General features: G+C 70.1%; 11 protein-coding genes and 1 pseudogene. 4 read left to right on the forward strand and 8 right to left on the reverse strand.

Going from position 1 to position 15,507, the window contains the following annotated elements; all coding sequences use genetic code 11:
• The first annotated feature begins 79 nt into the window (after nt 1-79).
• The gene (locus QIT00_RS31775; protein ID WP_282538922.1) at nt 80-1,546 is read left to right on the forward strand and encodes a cation:dicarboxylate symporter family transporter; all 1,467 of its coding nucleotides are present in this window, start codon (nt 80-82) and stop codon (nt 1,544-1,546) included.
• Nucleotides 1,547-1,604: 58 nt separating this feature from the next.
• Here the strand turns inward: QIT00_RS31775 and QIT00_RS31780 are convergent, their stop codons facing one another.
• The 4 genes from QIT00_RS31780 to QIT00_RS31795 all read right to left on the reverse strand — a co-directional run bounded on the left by QIT00_RS31780 (nt 1,605) and on the right by QIT00_RS31795 (nt 8,307).
• Nucleotides 1,605-3,086, reverse strand: a complete 1,482-nt coding sequence (locus QIT00_RS31780; RefSeq protein ID WP_282538923.1) for a Gfo/Idh/MocA family protein — start codon at nt 3,084-3,086, stop codon at nt 1,605-1,607.
• 438 nt (nt 3,087-3,524) lie between these two features.
• The gene (locus QIT00_RS31785) at nt 3,525-6,446 is read right to left on the reverse strand and encodes an FAD-binding and (Fe-S)-binding domain-containing protein (protein ID WP_282538924.1); all 2,922 of its coding nucleotides are present in this window, start codon (nt 6,444-6,446) and stop codon (nt 3,525-3,527) included.
• 102 nt (nt 6,447-6,548) lie between these two features.
• A complete protein-coding gene (locus tag QIT00_RS31790; protein WP_282538925.1) occupies nt 6,549-7,001 on the reverse strand; it encodes a MarR family winged helix-turn-helix transcriptional regulator in 453 nt (150 codons plus the stop codon).
• A 103-nt stretch (nt 7,002-7,104) separates the two neighbouring features.
• A complete protein-coding gene (locus QIT00_RS31795; protein WP_282538926.1) occupies nt 7,105-8,307 on the reverse strand; it encodes an IS110 family RNA-guided transposase in 1,203 nt (400 codons plus the stop codon).
• A gap of 211 nt (nt 8,308-8,518) precedes the next feature.
• Between QIT00_RS31795 and QIT00_RS31800 the strand changes: the two genes are divergently transcribed.
• Nucleotides 8,519-10,348 (forward strand): ABC transporter ATP-binding protein, encoded by a 1,830-nt coding sequence (locus tag QIT00_RS31800; protein ID WP_282538927.1) that lies wholly within the window; start codon nt 8,519-8,521, stop codon nt 10,346-10,348.
• A gap of 182 nt (nt 10,349-10,530) precedes the next feature.
• Complete coding sequence (gene mltG, locus QIT00_RS31805; RefSeq protein ID WP_282538928.1) at nt 10,531-11,406, forward strand: endolytic transglycosylase MltG; 876 nt, start codon at nt 10,531-10,533, stop codon at nt 11,404-11,406.
• Here the strand turns inward: mltG and QIT00_RS31810 are convergent.
• From QIT00_RS31810 to QIT00_RS39075, 4 genes and pseudogenes are all read right to left on the reverse strand, one after another.
• Nucleotides 11,327-12,562, reverse strand: coding sequence for an NAD(P)-binding domain-containing protein (locus tag QIT00_RS31810; RefSeq protein WP_282538945.1), 1,236 nt, complete (start codon nt 12,560-12,562; stop codon nt 11,327-11,329). The genes mltG and QIT00_RS31810 overlap by 80 nt on opposite strands.
• Before the next feature lie 571 nt (nt 12,563-13,133).
• Complete coding sequence (locus QIT00_RS31815; protein ID WP_282538929.1) at nt 13,134-13,880, reverse strand: ABC transporter ATP-binding protein; 747 nt, start codon at nt 13,878-13,880, stop codon at nt 13,134-13,136.
• Nucleotides 13,853-14,572, reverse strand: a pseudogene (locus tag QIT00_RS31820) (ABC transporter permease). Before QIT00_RS31820 ends, QIT00_RS31815 begins: the two are co-directional and overlap by 28 nt.
• Before the next feature lie 57 nt (nt 14,573-14,629).
• Entirely contained in the window at nt 14,630-14,713 is an 84-nt protein-coding gene (locus tag QIT00_RS39075) for a putative leader peptide (protein WP_350234457.1), read from the reverse strand.
• 122 nt (nt 14,714-14,835) lie between these two features.
• Here QIT00_RS39075 and QIT00_RS31825 point away from each other — a divergent pair, with 122 nt between their 5' ends.
• Nucleotides 14,836-15,258: a secondary thiamine-phosphate synthase enzyme YjbQ gene (locus QIT00_RS31825; RefSeq protein ID WP_282538930.1), complete on the forward strand. Its 423-nt coding sequence runs from the start codon at nt 14,836-14,838 to the stop codon at nt 15,256-15,258.
• Nucleotides 15,259-15,507 lie beyond the last annotated feature (249 nt).

Consider the following 15,507-nt stretch of genomic DNA (forward strand, 5'->3'; position numbering starts at 1 on the left):
CCAAGCGTCATCTCTCAGTAAGAGTGCGCCTCGCGGAAGTTGGTTTCCGCATACCAGAAGTCACTTCGGAGGAGTGCCCGTGCCGCAGTCCGTACCGTCCCTACCGCGACGCGTCGCACGCTTGTTGCGTACCTCATTGTTCGCGCAGGTCGCCTGCGCTCTTGTCATCGGAGTCCTCGTCGGACGGCTGTGGCCCGAGGTGGCCACCGCCGTCCAACCGCTCGGCGACGGCTTCGTACGGCTCATCAAGGCGATGATCGCCCCGCTCGTGTTCTGCGTGGTCGTCGCCGGTATCACCAAGGCCGGTGACCTCAAGGCCTTCGGCCGGATCGGGATCAAGGCCCTGATCTGGTTCGAGGTCGCCACCACCATCGCCCTCGTCGTCGGTCTGGTCGCCGGCAATCTCGGGCGACCAGGCGTCGGCATGAACGTCGACCCCGCGTCCCTCGACGCGTCAGCCGTCGACGAGAAGACCGGTGGCGGCGAGCTGCCGTCCACCTCGGAGTTCATCCTGCACTCGCTGCCGGACAGCGCGGTCGGTGCGTTCGCCGAGAACTCCCTGCTCCAGGTCCTCGTCCTGGCCTGCCTCGTCGGCGCGGCGCTGCTGCACCTCGGCAACACCAAGGTGCCCGCGATCCTGCCCGCCATCGAGCAGGCGCAGGAGCTGGTCTTCGCGGTCGTCGGCTTCATCATGAAGCTGGCCCCGCTCGCCGTGTTCGGCGCCACCGCGCACCTCGTGGGGGAGTACGGCCTCGGCGCGCTCTCCACGTACGGAAAGCTCATCGGCATCTGCTACGCGGTCGCGCTGATCTTCCTCGTTCTGCTCGGGATCGCGCTCAAGGCGGTCACCGGGCTGAGCCTGTGGAAGTTCATCCGCTACACCCGCGAGGAGCTGCTGCTCGCGCTCGGCACCGCGTCCAGCGAGACCGTCATGCCGCGCATGATGCAGAAACTGCGGCAGGCGGGCTGCCGTGACGACGCCGTGGGGCTTGTGCTGCCGACCGGCTACTCGTTCAACCTCGACGGTGCCTCGATCTATCTCTCCGTCGGTACGTTGTTCATCGCGCAGGCCGTCGGTGTCGACCTGACGCTCGGTCAACAGATCACCGTCGTACTGGTGTTGATGCTGACGAGCAAGGGCATGGCCGGAGTTCCCGGTTCCGCGTTCCTGGCCCTGTCGGCCACCGCGTCGGCGCTGGGAGTCATCCCCGCCGGTGCTGTCGCCCTGCTGCTCGGCGTCGACCGGATCATGGACGCGATGCGGGTCTCCGTCAATCTGCTCGGCAACTGCGTGGCCGTGTTCGCCGTGTCCCGCTGGGAGGGCGCGCTCGACGCCCACAGGGCGAAGAAGGTGCTGTCCGGGGAGATCGCGTTCGTACCGGAAGATGAGCAGGAGTCCGGCGTGGACCTGACGAAGGACTCGGTTGAGCCTTCGAGGAAGTCCCCGAGCGATGACGTGCTCGCTGCCTCGGCAGCGACGTCCGGAGCCACCTCCGCCGCAGCCGCCACCGCCACCTCCAACGAATCGGATCCGAGAGTGAGTTGAGCCGACACGTTGCGGTCCGGCCCCGGTGAACCAGGGCCGGACCACAACGCCCCGTCCGCTACCCCTCCGGCTTCTCCGAGTCCACCCCGGGCCGGGCCTTCTTCCACAGCCCACGCGTGAAGTCCGGTATCGCCTGCGGTGCGCCCTTCGCCTTGATCGAGGCATGGCTCAGCGGGACCGGCGCCGTCCACGTCACCGCGTCGTACACGTCGAAGTCCGGGACCAACCCCAGCTGCATGCACTGCATCAGGCGGAACAGCATGATGTAGTCCATACCGCCGTGCCCGCCGGGCGGGTCGGAGTGCTCCTTCCACAGCCAGTGGTCCCACTCCGCGTACTCGCCGAAGTCGTGCCACTGATCGTCGGTGTGGGTGGGCTCCAGGTAGATCCGCTCCGGGTAGTCCTCGAACACACCCCTCGTGCCGCCGAGGCTATTGATACGTGAGTACGGGTGTGGCGTCGACACATCGTGCTCGAGCCGGATGACGCGGCCCTTCTCCGTCTGTACGAGGCTGATCGTGCGGTCGGACTCGATGTACGTCTCCTTCCAGCTCGGGTCGCCCGGAGGCATGTGCTCCTTGCGGTACTCGGCGAGGCCGAGCGCCGGGGTACCGAAGCTGGAGATGTGCGTGACGCGGTCGCCGCGGTTGACGTCCATGTAGTTGCCGACCGGCCCGAAGCCGTGGTTCGGGTACAGGTCGCCGCGCAGCCGCGTGTGCCAGAGCCGGCGCCAGGGACCCTCGTAGTAGTCCGGGTCGAACATCAAGCCGCGCAGATCGTGGTTGTACGCACCCGCGCCGTGCAGCAGTTCACCGAAGAGCCCGGCGTGCGCCATGCGCAGCACCCGCATCTCGTTCTTGCCGTAGCAGCAGTTCTCCAGCTGCATGCAGTGCTTGCGGGTGCGCTCGGAGAGGTCCACGAGCTCCCAGAGATGGCCGAGTTCGAGCGCGATCGGACACTCCACGCCGACGTGCTTGCCGTTCAGCATCGCCGCCTTCGCCATCTCGAAGTGCGATTCCCAGGGCGTCGCCACGTACACGAAGTCCAGGTCGCTGCGCTTGCAGAGGTTCTCGTAGTCGTCCGGTCCCTTGGTGTACGTGGCCGGGGCGGGCTGGCCCGCGTCTGTGACCTTCTTCGCGGCCGTGGCGGCCTTCTCCTTGACCGGGTCGCACAGCGCCACGACCTTGACCTGCGGCAACGCGAGGAAGAGGTCGATCATGCTGCCGCCGCGGTTGCCGAGGCCGACGATTCCCACCCGTACCGTGGACCGCTTCTCGAACGGCACCCCGATCATGGTCCGGCCCTTGCGGGGTGGGGCCTGGGCGGCGGCTTCGGCCTGTGCGGGCGTGGTCGCGGCGGCGGGGTTCGCGTGCGCCGTACCACCGGTGAGGCCCGCGAGTCCCAGGCCGACACCGGCGATTCCGGTGTTGCGCATCATGGCTCTGCGGGAGACACCGGTACCGCCCTGACCGGGAGTCGGCTCCGTCGCCGCCTCATCGGCGGAACCGTCGGGCTGCGGCAGGGGCGTGTCGTCGTGCATGGGACCTCCGTACGCGTAGGTGGTACGTGGGTGGAGCAACGGCGACGCCACCCTGTCCGGAAGATCACGCTTGGCGCAAGGGACCGACAGGGACGGGGATTTGGACTTATCGCGTGCGGACTTGGACTCAGCGATTCCGGTGGCGCCGCGCGGTGTGCCCCCGATGTGCGCACCCCACTCCATCTCCCCACGCCGCGGGCACGCCAGACCGGCTCCGCCGACTGGAGGCTCAGCTCGACGTCACGCCGGACGCGGCGCGAACGGAACGGGCCGAGGCGGTACTCGCCGAAGCCGAGCGGACAGCCTCCAGCCCTACGTCATCGGTTCCTCCGGCACCCGTTCGTCCTCGCCGCCGTCTGAGGCGACGTACTCACCCGCCGCCGGAGCGGCCCCACCCCCTATGCGATGACACCGCCCTCAAGCCCCGCAGGGTCCCGCTCAGGGGCGAGTAGCCTGCTCCAGCTCCACCAGCACCGAGTGGTAACTACGCCCCGTCGCATGATCCATCCCCACCTCGCACATGCGGTTGGCCGACAGGTGCGCGTCGTACTCGCGCGACGTGACCTCCGCCGCCTCGCGGGCCGTGGCCGCGCGTGTGAGTTCCTCGTGCAGCATGCCGCGGTCACCGGCGAAGCCGCAGCAGGCCTCGTCGTCGGGGGTGACGACCTCGTCCGCGCAGGCCTCGGCGAGCTGCCGCAACTGTTCGCCGTCCCCGAGGTGCCGCATCGAGCACGTGGTGTGCAGGACGGCCGAACCGACCGTGCGCCGAACCGTCAGGTGCGGCAGAAGCTCCTCGGCGGCCCACACCAGCGAGTCGACGATGGTCAGCTCCGCGTGCAACTCCCGGTTGTCGTCGGAGAGATACGGCACGACCTCGTGCGCGATGCCCAGCGTGCAGGACGAGGCGTCCACGACGAGCGGCAGCCGTCCGCCGGCCGTCCAGCCCCAGGCGGCCTCCACGATCCGGTTGGCCATCACGCGGTTGCCCGCCTCGTACCCCTTGGAGTGCCAGATCGTCGCGCAGCATGTGCCCGTCACGTCGTCCGGGATCCACACCGGCTTGCCCGCCCGGGCGGACACGGCCACGACGGACTGCGCGAGCGAGACGCCCTCCCCTGGCCCGCCGAAGATGCGGTTGACGCAGGCCGGGTAGTAGACCGCGGCGGCGCCCACGCGGGACGTGGACGGCAGCTTGCGCGCGGCGGGGCCGGGGATCTCGGGGAGCCACTCCGGTACGAGATCGGGGCGAACGGCCTTGCGCGCGGCCCGTGTCACCGACGTGAGGAGCCGGTCCCCGATCTTGTCGGCGGCGGCCACGGCGAGGCGCGCTGAGGTCTCGACGAGCTTGAAGTTGCGGGCGGTGAGTGCGGCGATCCGCTCCTCGCGCGGTGAGTGCCGGGCGTGCCGGAAGTCCTTCATCAGCAGGCCTGTGTCGATGCCGACGGGGCAGGCCAGCTTGCAGGTGGAGTCGCCCGCGCAGGTGTCCACGGCGTCGTATCCGTACGCCTCCACCAGGCCGTCCTCGACCGGGGAGCCGGGGGACTGGCGCATCATCTCGCGGCGCAGCACGATGCGTTGGCGCGGCGTGGTCGTCACGTCGTGGCTGGGGCAGGTGGGTTCGCAGAAGCCGCACTCGATGCACGGGTCGGCGACGGCCTCCACCTGCGGGATGGTCTTCAGGCCGCGCAGATGGGCCTTGGGGTCGCGGTCCAGGACGATGCGCGGCGCCAACACCCCGTCAGGGTCGATGACTTGCTTCGTCCGCCACATCAACTCGGTGGCCTTCGGGCCCCACTCCAGCTCCAGGAACGGCGCGATGTTGCGGCCGGTGGCGTGCTCGGCCTTCAGGGAGCCGTCGAACCGCTCCACCGTCAGCGCGCAGAACTCGTCCATGAACGCGGCGTACCGCTCGACGTCCGAGGCTTGGCCCGCGTCGAACGCCAGCAGGAAGTGCAGGTTGCCGTGGGCGGCGTGCCCGGCGACGGCCGCGTCGAAGCCGTGCCGCGTCTGCAGGTCGAGCAGCGCGGAGCAGGCGTCGGCGAGCCGGGCGGGCGGCACCGCGAAGTCCTCGGTGATGAGCGTCGTACCGGAAGGGCGTGATCCGCCGACGGCGGTGACGAACGCCTTGCGAGCCTTCCAGTACCCGGCGATGGCCTTCGCGTCGCGCGTGAACGCGTTGGTCACCGAGGCGACGGGCGCGACGAGTTGGAGATGCTCCAGGACCGCGGCGGCCCTCTCCTCGTACGAGCGCTGCTGCTCCTCGTCGGGCGCGCGGAACTCGACGAGGAGCGCCGTGGTGTCCTTCGGCAGGTCGGCCCAGTCGGCGGGGACGCCGGCCACGCTCACGGACGCGCGCAGCGTGTTGCCGTCCATCAGCTCCACGGCGAGCGCGCCTGCCTCGTTGAACCGGGGCACGGCGGCCGCGGCCGCGGGCAGCGAGGGGAAGAACAGCAGAGCGGTGGAGACGAGGCGGTCGAGCGGCAGCGTGTCGAAGACGGTCTCCGCGATGAAGCCGAACGTCCCCTCGGAGCCGACCATCAGGCCGCGCAGGATCTCCACGGGCGTCGCCCCGTCGAGGAAGGCGTCCAAGCGGTAGCCGTTGGTGTTCTTGATCTCGTACTTGGCGCGGATCCGGGCGACGAGCTCCGGGTCCTCCTCGATCTCCGCCTTCAGGTCCAACAGGCTCTGGCAGAGCACGGGTTCGGCGTGCGCGAGCAGCTCGTCCGCGTCCGCCTCGGCGGTGTCGACGACCGTCCCGGACGGCAGGACGAAGGTGAGCGAGGCGAGTGTGCGGTAGGAATTGCGGGTCGTGCCGGCCGTCATGCCCGAGGCGTTGTTGGCGACGACCCCGCCGAGCGTGCAGGCGATGGCGCTCGCCGGGTCCGGCCCGAGGACGCGTCCGTGCCGGGCGAGGGTGGCGTTGGCGCGCACCACGGTCGTACCGGGACCGATCCGGGCCCGGGCCCCGTCGTCGAGCACCTCGATGCCCGCCCAGTGCCGGCGCACGTCGACCAGGATGTCCTCGCCCTGCGCCTGCCCGTTGAGGCTGGTCCCGGCAGCGCGGAAGACGACTTCGCGGCCCTTGCCGTGTGCGTACGAGAGGACTGCCGAGATGTCGTCGACGTCTTCGGCGACGACCACGACCTGCGGCACGAAGCGGTAGGGGCTGGCGTCCGAGGCGTACCGCACCAGGTCGGAGATCTTGTGCAGTACCTTGTCCTCGCCGAGCAGCGCGGTCAGGTCGCTCCTGAGCGGTTCGGGGGTGCCGGCGGCCTGCCGGTCCGGCACGCGGTCCGGGGCGGGCGCGGGCTGCCGCACCGTGGGCCGCAGGGCGTCCGCGTTGGGCTCCAGCAGGGGCATGAGCGCCTCCTCGACGTCGTCGTCCGTTCTTCTCAGCCTCGGCCCGGGCAGTCTCCCGGGCCGATGCTCAGCACCTGACCCGGCAACCCGTCCGGGTGGTACTCAGCACGGGCCCCGGTCGTCCACCAGGGTGGTGAGCAGTCCGCCGAGCACCTCGCGCTGGTCGGCGGTCAATGGAGCCAGGATGTCCTCTGCGGCGGCCCTGCGCGCGTCGCGCAGCGCACGCAGTGTCTTGCGTCCGTCGTCGGTCATCTCGATCCGGATCACGCGTCTGTTCTCCGGGTCGGGCGCCCGGTGTACGCAACCGGCCGCCTCCAGGCCGTCCACCAGGGTCGTCACGGCGCGCGGAACCACCTCGAGGCCGTGCGCCAGATCGGCCATGCGCGGCGGCGTCTCGTGGTGCGCGACCAGGCGGAGCAGCCGGGACTCACCCGGGGTCAGGCCGACCGGTTCGAGGTGGCGCTTCTGCGCGCGGTGCAACCGCCGGGCCAGGCGGAGCAGGTGGTCGGCGAGGAGGCCGTCCGGATCGGGTGAGGACGTGGCCGCTGTGGTCATGATCGCAGCCTAGCAGGACAATGCTCATTGTGAATAGAGGTAACAATGAGCTAGGCTCAACGCAGTCATCGTGCTCGCGACCTCAGGAGTCTCAATGATGAAGTCAAGCCTCCTGCGTGGCCGGCAGGGTGGGGGTGAAGACTCGTCCGTCACGCAGCAGCGCCCACAGAACGCTCGCCCGTCGCCGAGCCAGCGCGATGGCCGCCTGGACATGCTTGCAGCCTTCGCCGCGCTTCTTGAGGTAGAAGTCCCGGTTCGGGCCCGCGCGGATGATGCTCACCTGCGCGGACATGTAGAACACCCGACGCAGGCGGCGGCTGTATCGCTTGGGTCGGTGCAGGTTGCCGGTCCGACGGCCGGAGTCACGCGGGACGGGTACCAGTCCGGCAGCGGAGGCGAGGTGGCCGGCGTCTGGGTAGGCAGTCAAGTCGCCGGCTGCGACGAGGAACTCGGCGCCGAGGATCGGCCCCATGCCGGGCAACGACTCGATGATCTCCGCATGCGGATGGCTGCGGAAGGTCTCGCGGATCTGCCGGTCGACGCGCTTGAGCCGGGCGTCCAGGGCCAGGATCTGCGTGGCGAGGTCGGCGACGATCTGGGCGGCGACCTCTTCGCCGGGCAGTGCGGTCTGCTGCGCCTGGGCTGCTGTCAGGGCGGTGTCCGCAACCGTGTCGGCGCCCCGGACATCGCGGTTGGCCAGCCACGCTGTCAGCCTCGCCCGGCCGCGGCGCCGGATGGCGGCCGGGGTCTGGTAACCGGTCAGCAGGACCAGAGCGCCTTTGTGGGCGGAGTAGTCGAAGGCCCTTTCCAGGGCGGGGAAAACACCGGTCAGCAGGTCGCGGAGACGGTTGATCATCCGGACCCGGTCGGCCACCAGGTCCGACCGGTGGGCGGTCAGCAGGGCGAGGTCGGCGGCGAGCTGGGCGGGCACGTCGATGGTGGCGAAGTCACGCCGGTGGCGGGCTGTTTCGGCGATGACATAGGCGTCGCGGGCGTCGGTCTTGGCCTCACCACGGTAGGCGCCCGACATGCGGTTGACAGTGCGGCCGGGCACGTAGACGGCCTGCTGGCCGTGGGCCGCGAGCAACGCCAGCAGCAGTGCGGAGGACGTGCCGGAGATGTCCACCGCCCAGTGGACCTCTTCGGCCAGGTCGAGGATCTCGCCGAGTGCAGTCAGGATCGCCGACTCGTCGTTGTCGATCTTCTTCGACCACAACGTCGCGCCGGTCTCGTCGACCAGCGCCGCCCAGTGGTGGCCCTTCCCCGCGTCGACGCCCGCCCAGGCTCGGGCCTGTCGTTCGCTCACTTGCCCCTCCTCGTTCCACACGGCTTGCCGTCGGCCCGAGGAACACCCCGCTGTCATCTCCGTAATCAGCGACCGCACGAAGCGCGCACATCTCAATCAGCAGCCAGGGCGCCCCGGAGAGCCGGACGGCCACTCCTGAGAAGCCACCACTGGCAGAGACCCATAAGCCACATCCGGCCCTCCCGGGCCGCCTAACAACTTACGGAGGCCCATGCACCCCGAAGACTCCGGCTGGACGCCACCACCCCCCGATCCCGACCAGCCCCGCCAGATCCGCCGCATCCTGCGGCTCTTCCGCCCCTACCGCGGTCGCCTCGCCCTCGTCGGACTGCTCGTCGCGGCGTCCTCGCTGGTCTCCGTGGCGACGCCGTTCCTGCTCAAGGAGATCCTGGACACCGCGATCCCCGAGGGCCGCACCGGACTGCTCAGCCTGCTCGCGCTCGGCATGATCCTCAGCGCGGTCGTCACCAGCGTCTTCGGCGTGCTGCAGACGCTGATCTCCACGACGGTCGGCCAACGCGTCATGCACGACCTGCGCACGGCTGTCTACGCCCGCCTGCAGCGCATGTCGCTCGCCTTCTTCACCCGGACCCGCACCGGCGAGGTCCAGTCCCGCATCGCCAACGACATCGGCGGCATGCAGGCGACGGTCACATCCACCGCGACCTCCCTGGTCTCCAACCTCACGAGCGTCGTCGCGACGATCGTTGCGATGCTCGCCCTCGACTGGCGTCTGACCGTCGTCTCGCTCGCCCTGCTGCCCCTGTTCGTGTGGATCAGCCGCCGCGTCGGCCGCGAGCGCAAGAAGATCGCCACCCAGCGGCAGAAGCAGATGGCCGCGATGGCCGCCACGGTCACCGAGTCGCTCTCCGTCAGCGGCATCCTGCTCGGCCGCACGATGGGCCGCGGCGAGTCGCTCACCCGCAACTTCGCCACCGAGTCCGAGCGCCTCATCGATCTGGAGGTGCGCTCCAGCATGGCCGGCCGCTGGCGGATGTCCGTCATCGGCATCGTCATGGCCGCCATGCCCGCCGTCATCTACTGGGCCGCGGGCCTGGCCCTGCACTTCGGCGGCCCGGCGATCTCGCTCGGCACGCTCGTCGCGTTCGTCTCCCTCCAACAGGGCCTGTTCCGGCCGACGGTGAGCCTGCTCTCCACCGGCGTCCAGATCCAGACTTCCCTCGCCCTGTTCCAGCGCATCTTCGAATACCTCGACCTGCCCGTCGACATCGAGGAGCCCGCCGAGCCCGTCCGGCTCGACACCGTGAAGGGCGAAGTCCGCTTCGAGAACGTGCAGTTCAGGTACGACGCCGAAGGCGTGGCGGCCGAGCCCGCCCGCGCCCCCGTGCTCGACGCCGTCGACCTGACCGTCCCCGTCGGCGGCAGCCTCGCCGTCGTCGGCCCCACCGGCTCCGGCAAGTCGACGCTCAGCCACCTCGTCCCGCGCCTGTACGACGTGACGGGCGGCCGCGTCACCCTCGACGGGGTCGACGTGCGCGACCTCGACTTCGACACCCTCGCCCGCGCGATCGGGGTCGTCTCCCAGGAGACGTACCTCTTCCACGCCTCGGTCGCCGACAACCTGCGCTTCGCGAAGCCCGACGCGACGGACGCGGAGCTGCACGAAGCGGCCCGCGCGGCGCAGATCCACGACCACATCGCGTCGCTGCCCGACGGGTACGACACGGTGGTCGGCGAGCGGGGTCACCGCTTCTCCGGCGGCGAGAAGCAGCGCCTCGCCATCGCCCGTACGATCCTGCGGGACCCGCCCGTGCTCATCCTCGACGAGGCCACCAGCGCCCTCGACACGCGAACCGAGCACGCGGTGCAGCAGGCCGTCGACGCCCTCTCCGCGAACCGCACCAGCATCACCATCGCCCACCGGCTCTCCACGGTCAGATCCGCCGACGAGATCGTGGTCCTCGACTCGGGCCGCATCGCCGAACGCGGCCCGCACGAAGCGCTGATGAAGGAGAACGGCCGCTACGCAGCCCTGGTCCGGAAGGACGCCCACATAGAACCGCCCCACGGAACCGGCTGAGCCGCAGAGTGCCATGGCCGCCGAGAAGTGTCGCCCCGGCGTACGGCCTCACGAGGCTCTGGCAGGGCTCGCCGCACACACCGCACGCGTTGCCGCACGGTTCACCGCACCTGAGTACACTCCGGGCTGAAGATATGTCAGATATGCCTGGATTGTCCGAATGCTCGGGGTACCGTTCCCACATGGTGAACAAGACTCCGCGCCAGGGCAAGATCCGGCTGACCCGCCGTGGCCGGGTCGCCCTGCTGGTGACCGGCGCCCTCGTGATCGGCACGGCCGTGGCGGTGCCCCTGCTCCTGAACCGTGGCGACGACGGACCGGACACCCTGCTCATCCCGGAGGGCTGGCGCTCCGGCCAGGTCTACGAGGCGGTGGACGAGGCCCTCGGCGTGCGGAAGGGCACCACGAAGAAGGCCGCGGGATCGGCGGGCCTCAAGCTGCCGGGGGAGTCCGCCGGCAACCCCGAGGGATATCTCTTCCCCGCGACGTATCCGATCGGCGACCAGGCCACCCCGAAGTCCGTGCTCGCGTACATGGTCGACACGGCCAACAAGAAGTTCGGCGCGGGAGCCGTCACCAAGGGCGCCGACCGCAACGCCGTCTCCGTCTACCAGGCGGTCACGATCGCGAGCATCATCCAGTCCGAGGCCGAGACCAAGCAGGACATGGGCAAGGTGGCCCGCGTCATCTACAACCGGCTCGACCGCGGCATGCCCCTGCAGATGGACTCCACCCTCAACTACGCCCTGAACCGCTCCACCCTCGACACCACGACCGCGGACACGAAAATCAAGAGCCCGTACAACACGTACGAGAAGACCGGCCTGCCGCCGACGCCCATCGCCAATCCCGGCGACGAGGCCGTCAAGGCGGCGCTCGCGCCCACGGCCGGGGACTGGCTGTACTTCGTGACCGTGAAGCCGGGCGACACCCGCTTCACTGCCGACTACCAGGAACACCGCCGCAACGTCGAGGAGTTCAACCGCGTCCGCGAGTCCGAGGGAGCGCGGCAGCAGAAGGAGCGCCCCGACGCGCCGAAGGCCAACGCCGCGGGCTGAGCGACCGGCCATCAACAGCCCGAGGCCAACCCCGCGGGCTGAGCGTCCGGGCCATAGCCGAGGGTCGCCCGCGCTCAGCGGACCCCGCCCTCAACTCCCTTTCTCCCTCCAGGAGTTGCCGTACCTCACGAACCGCCGCCCGACCGGCACGGTTGGCGCCGATCGTGCTCGCCGACGGGCCGTACCCGACCAGATGCACTCGCGGATCGCGGGCCGCGCGCGTCCCTTCGAGGCGGATGCCGCCGCCCGGTTCGCGCAGCCGCAGCGGCGCCAGGTGGTCGACGACAGGACGGAACCCGGTCGCCCAGAGGATCACGTCGGCCGCCACCTCGCGGCCGTCGTCCCAGGCCACGCCGTCCGCCGTGATCCGGTCGAACATCGGGAGCCGGTCCAGCGTTCCGTCGGCCCGACCCTGGCGCACGGCCTCCGTCAAGGCGAGGCCCGTCACCGAGACGACGCTGCGCGGCGGCAGCCCCCGGCGGACCCGTTCCTCCACGAGCGCCACCGCGGCCCGCCCCTGGTCCCGGCCGAACTCGCCGTCGCGGAAGACTGGTTCGCGCCGCGTCACCCACGTCGTCTCCGCCGCGAGCGGCGCGATCTCGAGCAGATGCTGCACCCCGGACGAGCCGCCGCCCACGACGATCACACGCTGCCCGGCGAACTCTTGAGGCCCCGGGTACTGCGCCGTGTGCAGCTGCCGCCCGCGGAACCGTTCCTGCCCCGGATAGCGCGGCCAGAACGGCCGGTCCCAGGTGCCGGTCGCGTTGATCAGCGCCCGCGTCGCGTACGTACCCTCCGAGCTCTTGACGAGCAGCAGCCCGCCCTCGCCCTCCCGCACCGCGCGCACGTCGACGGGACGGTGCACGCGCAGGTCGAAGGTCTCCTCGTACGCCGTGAAGTACTCCCCGATCACCTCGGACGAAGGCCGCTCGGGGTCGGCGCCGGTCAGCTCCATGCCGGGCAGGGCGTGCATGCCATGCACGCGGCCGTACGTGAGGCTCGGCCAGCGGAACTGCCAGGCGCCGCCGGGGCGCGGGGCGTGGTCGAGGACGACGAAATCCCGGTCCGGCTCGCAGCCGGTGCGCCGCAGATGGTGGGCGGCGGAGAGGCCGGCCTGCCCGGCACCCACCACCACGACCTGGACGTTCCGTACCACGTCCGTCGCTGCGCGTACCTCAAATTCGTTCACGTTTCTACTAACTCGGGTGGGGGTGGGAATCTTCCCGCCCAGGGAGCGGGCCCGGAAACCGGCCTGCTCGGGACGCTTCAGGGGCGAGCCGTTCGGTACGAGCACGGCCTCCCCGTAGGCCGTGCCGTGGGTCGCGGCCACCACGGTGATCTTCGATCCGGTGCCGGCGGCGAACACCGGCGGGGTGTTGCCGACGGCACCGAGGTCGACGGCCTGCGCGTTGACCGCTTCGAGCAGCGGTGGGCCGGAGCTGAACGTGGACCACTTGATCTTGTAGTCGAGGTCGTCCAACTTCCCGGCGGCGGCGAGCACGGCTCGCGAACCGCCCTCCTGGTCCCCGACGTTGAGCGTCAGCGAACCCTTCCCGTCCACGGCGCCCCGGCCCGTCCACCCGGAGAGGTGGCGGCGGACGAGGCCCCGGAGCAGGCGGACAGCAGGAGGGAGAGGGGGAGGAGCAGGGCGGACAGGAGCGCGCGGCGTGGTGGTCGCATGAGGTTCCGTTCTTCAGCCGTACGAGGTGTGCGCTCTCGTACGAAGGTCAGGTGTGGGCCGGGGCCTCGACGCCCAAGTGGTCGAGGAGGTGGGTGCGGAGTTCGGCGAAACCGGGGTCGGTGATGTCCCGGGTATGCGGCAGGTCGATCTCCGTCTCGTGGGCGATCACTCCGTCGTCCATGACGAGCACACGGTCGGCGAGGAGCACCGCCTCCTCCACGTCATGGGTGACGAGCAGCACCGCGCAGCCGCGCCGCTGCCACAGCTCGCCGACCAGTCGCTGCGCCTTGATCCGGGTGAGCGCGTCGAGCGCCCCGAAGGCGAGCGAGGACCGCTGGGCCTCGCCTCCGGAGAGCGTCTTCGGCCAGGCGTCGACCCGGTGGTCAAGGCCGACCTCCGCCAATGCCCTTTCCGCGACAGCCCGCTCGGGCTTACCGGGCAGTCCGAGGAGGACATTGCGCCAGACCTTCTTCCACGGCATGAGCCGCGGCGCCTGGAACGCGGTCGCCTTGCGGCGCGGCACGAGTACGGTTCCTTCGACGTCCCGGTCGAGCCCGGCGAGGATCTTCAGCAGCGTCGACTTGCCGCATCCGCTCCTCCCGAGCAGAGCCACGAACTCGCCTGGCCGCACGGTGAGTTGGAGATCGTCGATGACCCGCAGTCCGTCGAAGGGTGCGGGACGGTCCGTGGACACGACGGCGGCCGGTTCCTCCCCGGCCTGGCGCGGTGGCTCGGCCTGGCGAGGGGGCTCGGTCTGGCTCGGGCTCACTGCCCGGTGAATGTCGGTCGCCATTGCGGCAACAGCCTTTCGAGGGTACGGACGACGAAGTCGGCGAGCAGGCCGAGGAACGCGTGGACGATCAGGCAGACGACGATCACGTCGGTCCGCAGAAGTCACGCGCCTGCACCATCAGGAAGCCGATCCCGGAATCGGCGTTGAGCTGCTCGGCGAAGACCAGCGCGAGCCACGCCACCCCGAGCGAGAACCGCAGCCCCGTCATGGCCCCGGTCAACGCCCCGGCAGGATGACATTGCCGTACGAGCCCCCACCGCAGGAGCCCGAGGGACTGCCCGGCCTCGATCAACTGGGTGTCGACGCCGCGGATCCCGGCGTACACATTGAGATGGAGCGGGAAGGTCATGCCGAGCGTGATGACGGCGACCTTGGGCGCCTCGCCGATCCCGAACCAGCTGAAGCCCGAGCGCGACCCGTTGCAGCGACACCCCCATGGCGGAGGTGAGCGACCCGTCGGCGACCAGATCCCTCGCGACCCCGGCGGTGGTCCCGGGCGAGGCGAGCACGTCGGCCTTCAACACCCCGCCTGCGCTGGCGAGTTGCCAGACGAGAAGAAGCAACAGCGGCCCGGAGGTACGACGCAGCCAACGGGGGACGCGGACGCGGGAGCGGCGAGAGGAGGTGGCCGGGGGGAGGAGAGGGGTTCGAGGACGGGCGGAGGAGGACTCATCGGCGAGACGAAGGGACAACGCCCCGAAGCGTCAGAGGCGGAAACCCAACTCAGCAAGGAGACGCCGACAGGGGCGTCAGCAGCCGCGACGACAGGCGGCGGAAGCCACCCGCAGCAGGTCGATGTGACCGCGCGTGGTGAGCAGTGCTGAACGCGACATGCCGCTGAACGTAGCGAGATGATCCACGTAGGGTCAACCGGCGTCTCGTCTACGGACGTGCGCGGTGAGCGCACCGGTGCGGCCGAGGGGCACGCGGGGGTCGGGTGCGCGACGATGGCGGCATGCCCGACTCCTTCACCACGCACGTCCTGAACCTCACGACCGGCACCACGGAACAGGTCGTCGACCTCACCCACGACTGCGAGCGCTTCCTCGCCGAGGCGGCGGCCGGCCGCGACGGCCTCCTGAACATCTTCGTGCCACACGCCACGGCCGGAATCGCGGTCATCGAGACCGGAGCAGGCAGCGACGACGACCTCCTCGCCGCCCTCCACACCCTCCTCCCCGCCGACAACCGCTGGCAACACGCCCACGGCTCTCCCGGCCACGGCCGCGACCATGTCCTGCCGGCGCTGGTACCGCCCCATGCGACGTTGCCGGTGGTCAACGGGCGGTTGGAGTTGGGGACTTGGCAGTCGGTGTGTTTGGTGGATACAAACAGGAGTAACACCAACCGTCAGGTGAGGTTGAGCTTCCTAGGCTGATCGCCGTGTCCGCGGAGGTTCGGCCGTCACGTCGGCGCACTCTCTGGGCCCGACCCTGCGTGGAAAGCAACCGAGCCGCGTCATCTCTGAAGCCATGGGGCTGGCGACTGGGTGAGATGGAACAGGTGGGCAGGGTTCGCCTCCTTCGGCTGGTGGGTTGACAGGGCGCGACAGTAGGCGAGGATTCCGGCCGTACCAAATGAGCCCTGTGGTGGGTAGCCGTGCCGCGCCGAAGACCGCCGGCTGCAG

The sequence above is a fragment of the Streptomyces luteolus genome (assembly GCF_029968015.1).
In the GTDB taxonomy this organism is placed as follows: Bacteria; Actinomycetota; Actinomycetes; order Streptomycetales; family Streptomycetaceae; genus Streptomyces; species Streptomyces luteolus.

Bases quoted from the DNA above. Each gene is read 5' to 3' on its own strand.
- QIT00_RS31825 (WP_282538930.1), top strand. From the start codon at position 14,836: ATGCCCGACTCCTTCACCACGCACGTCCTGAACCTCACGACCGGCACC.
- QIT00_RS31800 (WP_282538927.1), top strand. From the start codon at position 8,519: ATGCACCCCGAAGACTCCGGCTGGACGCCACCACCCCCCGATCCCGAC.
- QIT00_RS31785 (WP_282538924.1), bottom strand. From the start codon at position 6,446: ATGCCCCTGCTGGAGCCCAACGCGGACGCCCTGCGGCCCACGGTGCGG.
- QIT00_RS31780 (WP_282538923.1), bottom strand. From the start codon at position 3,086: ATGCACGACGACACGCCCCTGCCGCAGCCCGACGGTTCCGCCGATGAG.
- mltG (WP_282538928.1), top strand. From the start codon at position 10,531: ATGGTGAACAAGACTCCGCGCCAGGGCAAGATCCGGCTGACCCGCCGT.
- QIT00_RS39075 (WP_350234457.1), bottom strand. From the start codon at position 14,713: ATGTCGCGTTCAGCACTGCTCACCACGCGCGGTCACATCGACCTGCTG.
- QIT00_RS31790 (WP_282538925.1), bottom strand. From the start codon at position 7,001: ATGACCACAGCGGCCACGTCCTCACCCGATCCGGACGGCCTCCTCGCC.
- QIT00_RS31815 (WP_282538929.1), bottom strand. From the start codon at position 13,880: ATGGCGACCGACATTCACCGGGCAGTGAGCCCGAGCCAGACCGAGCCC.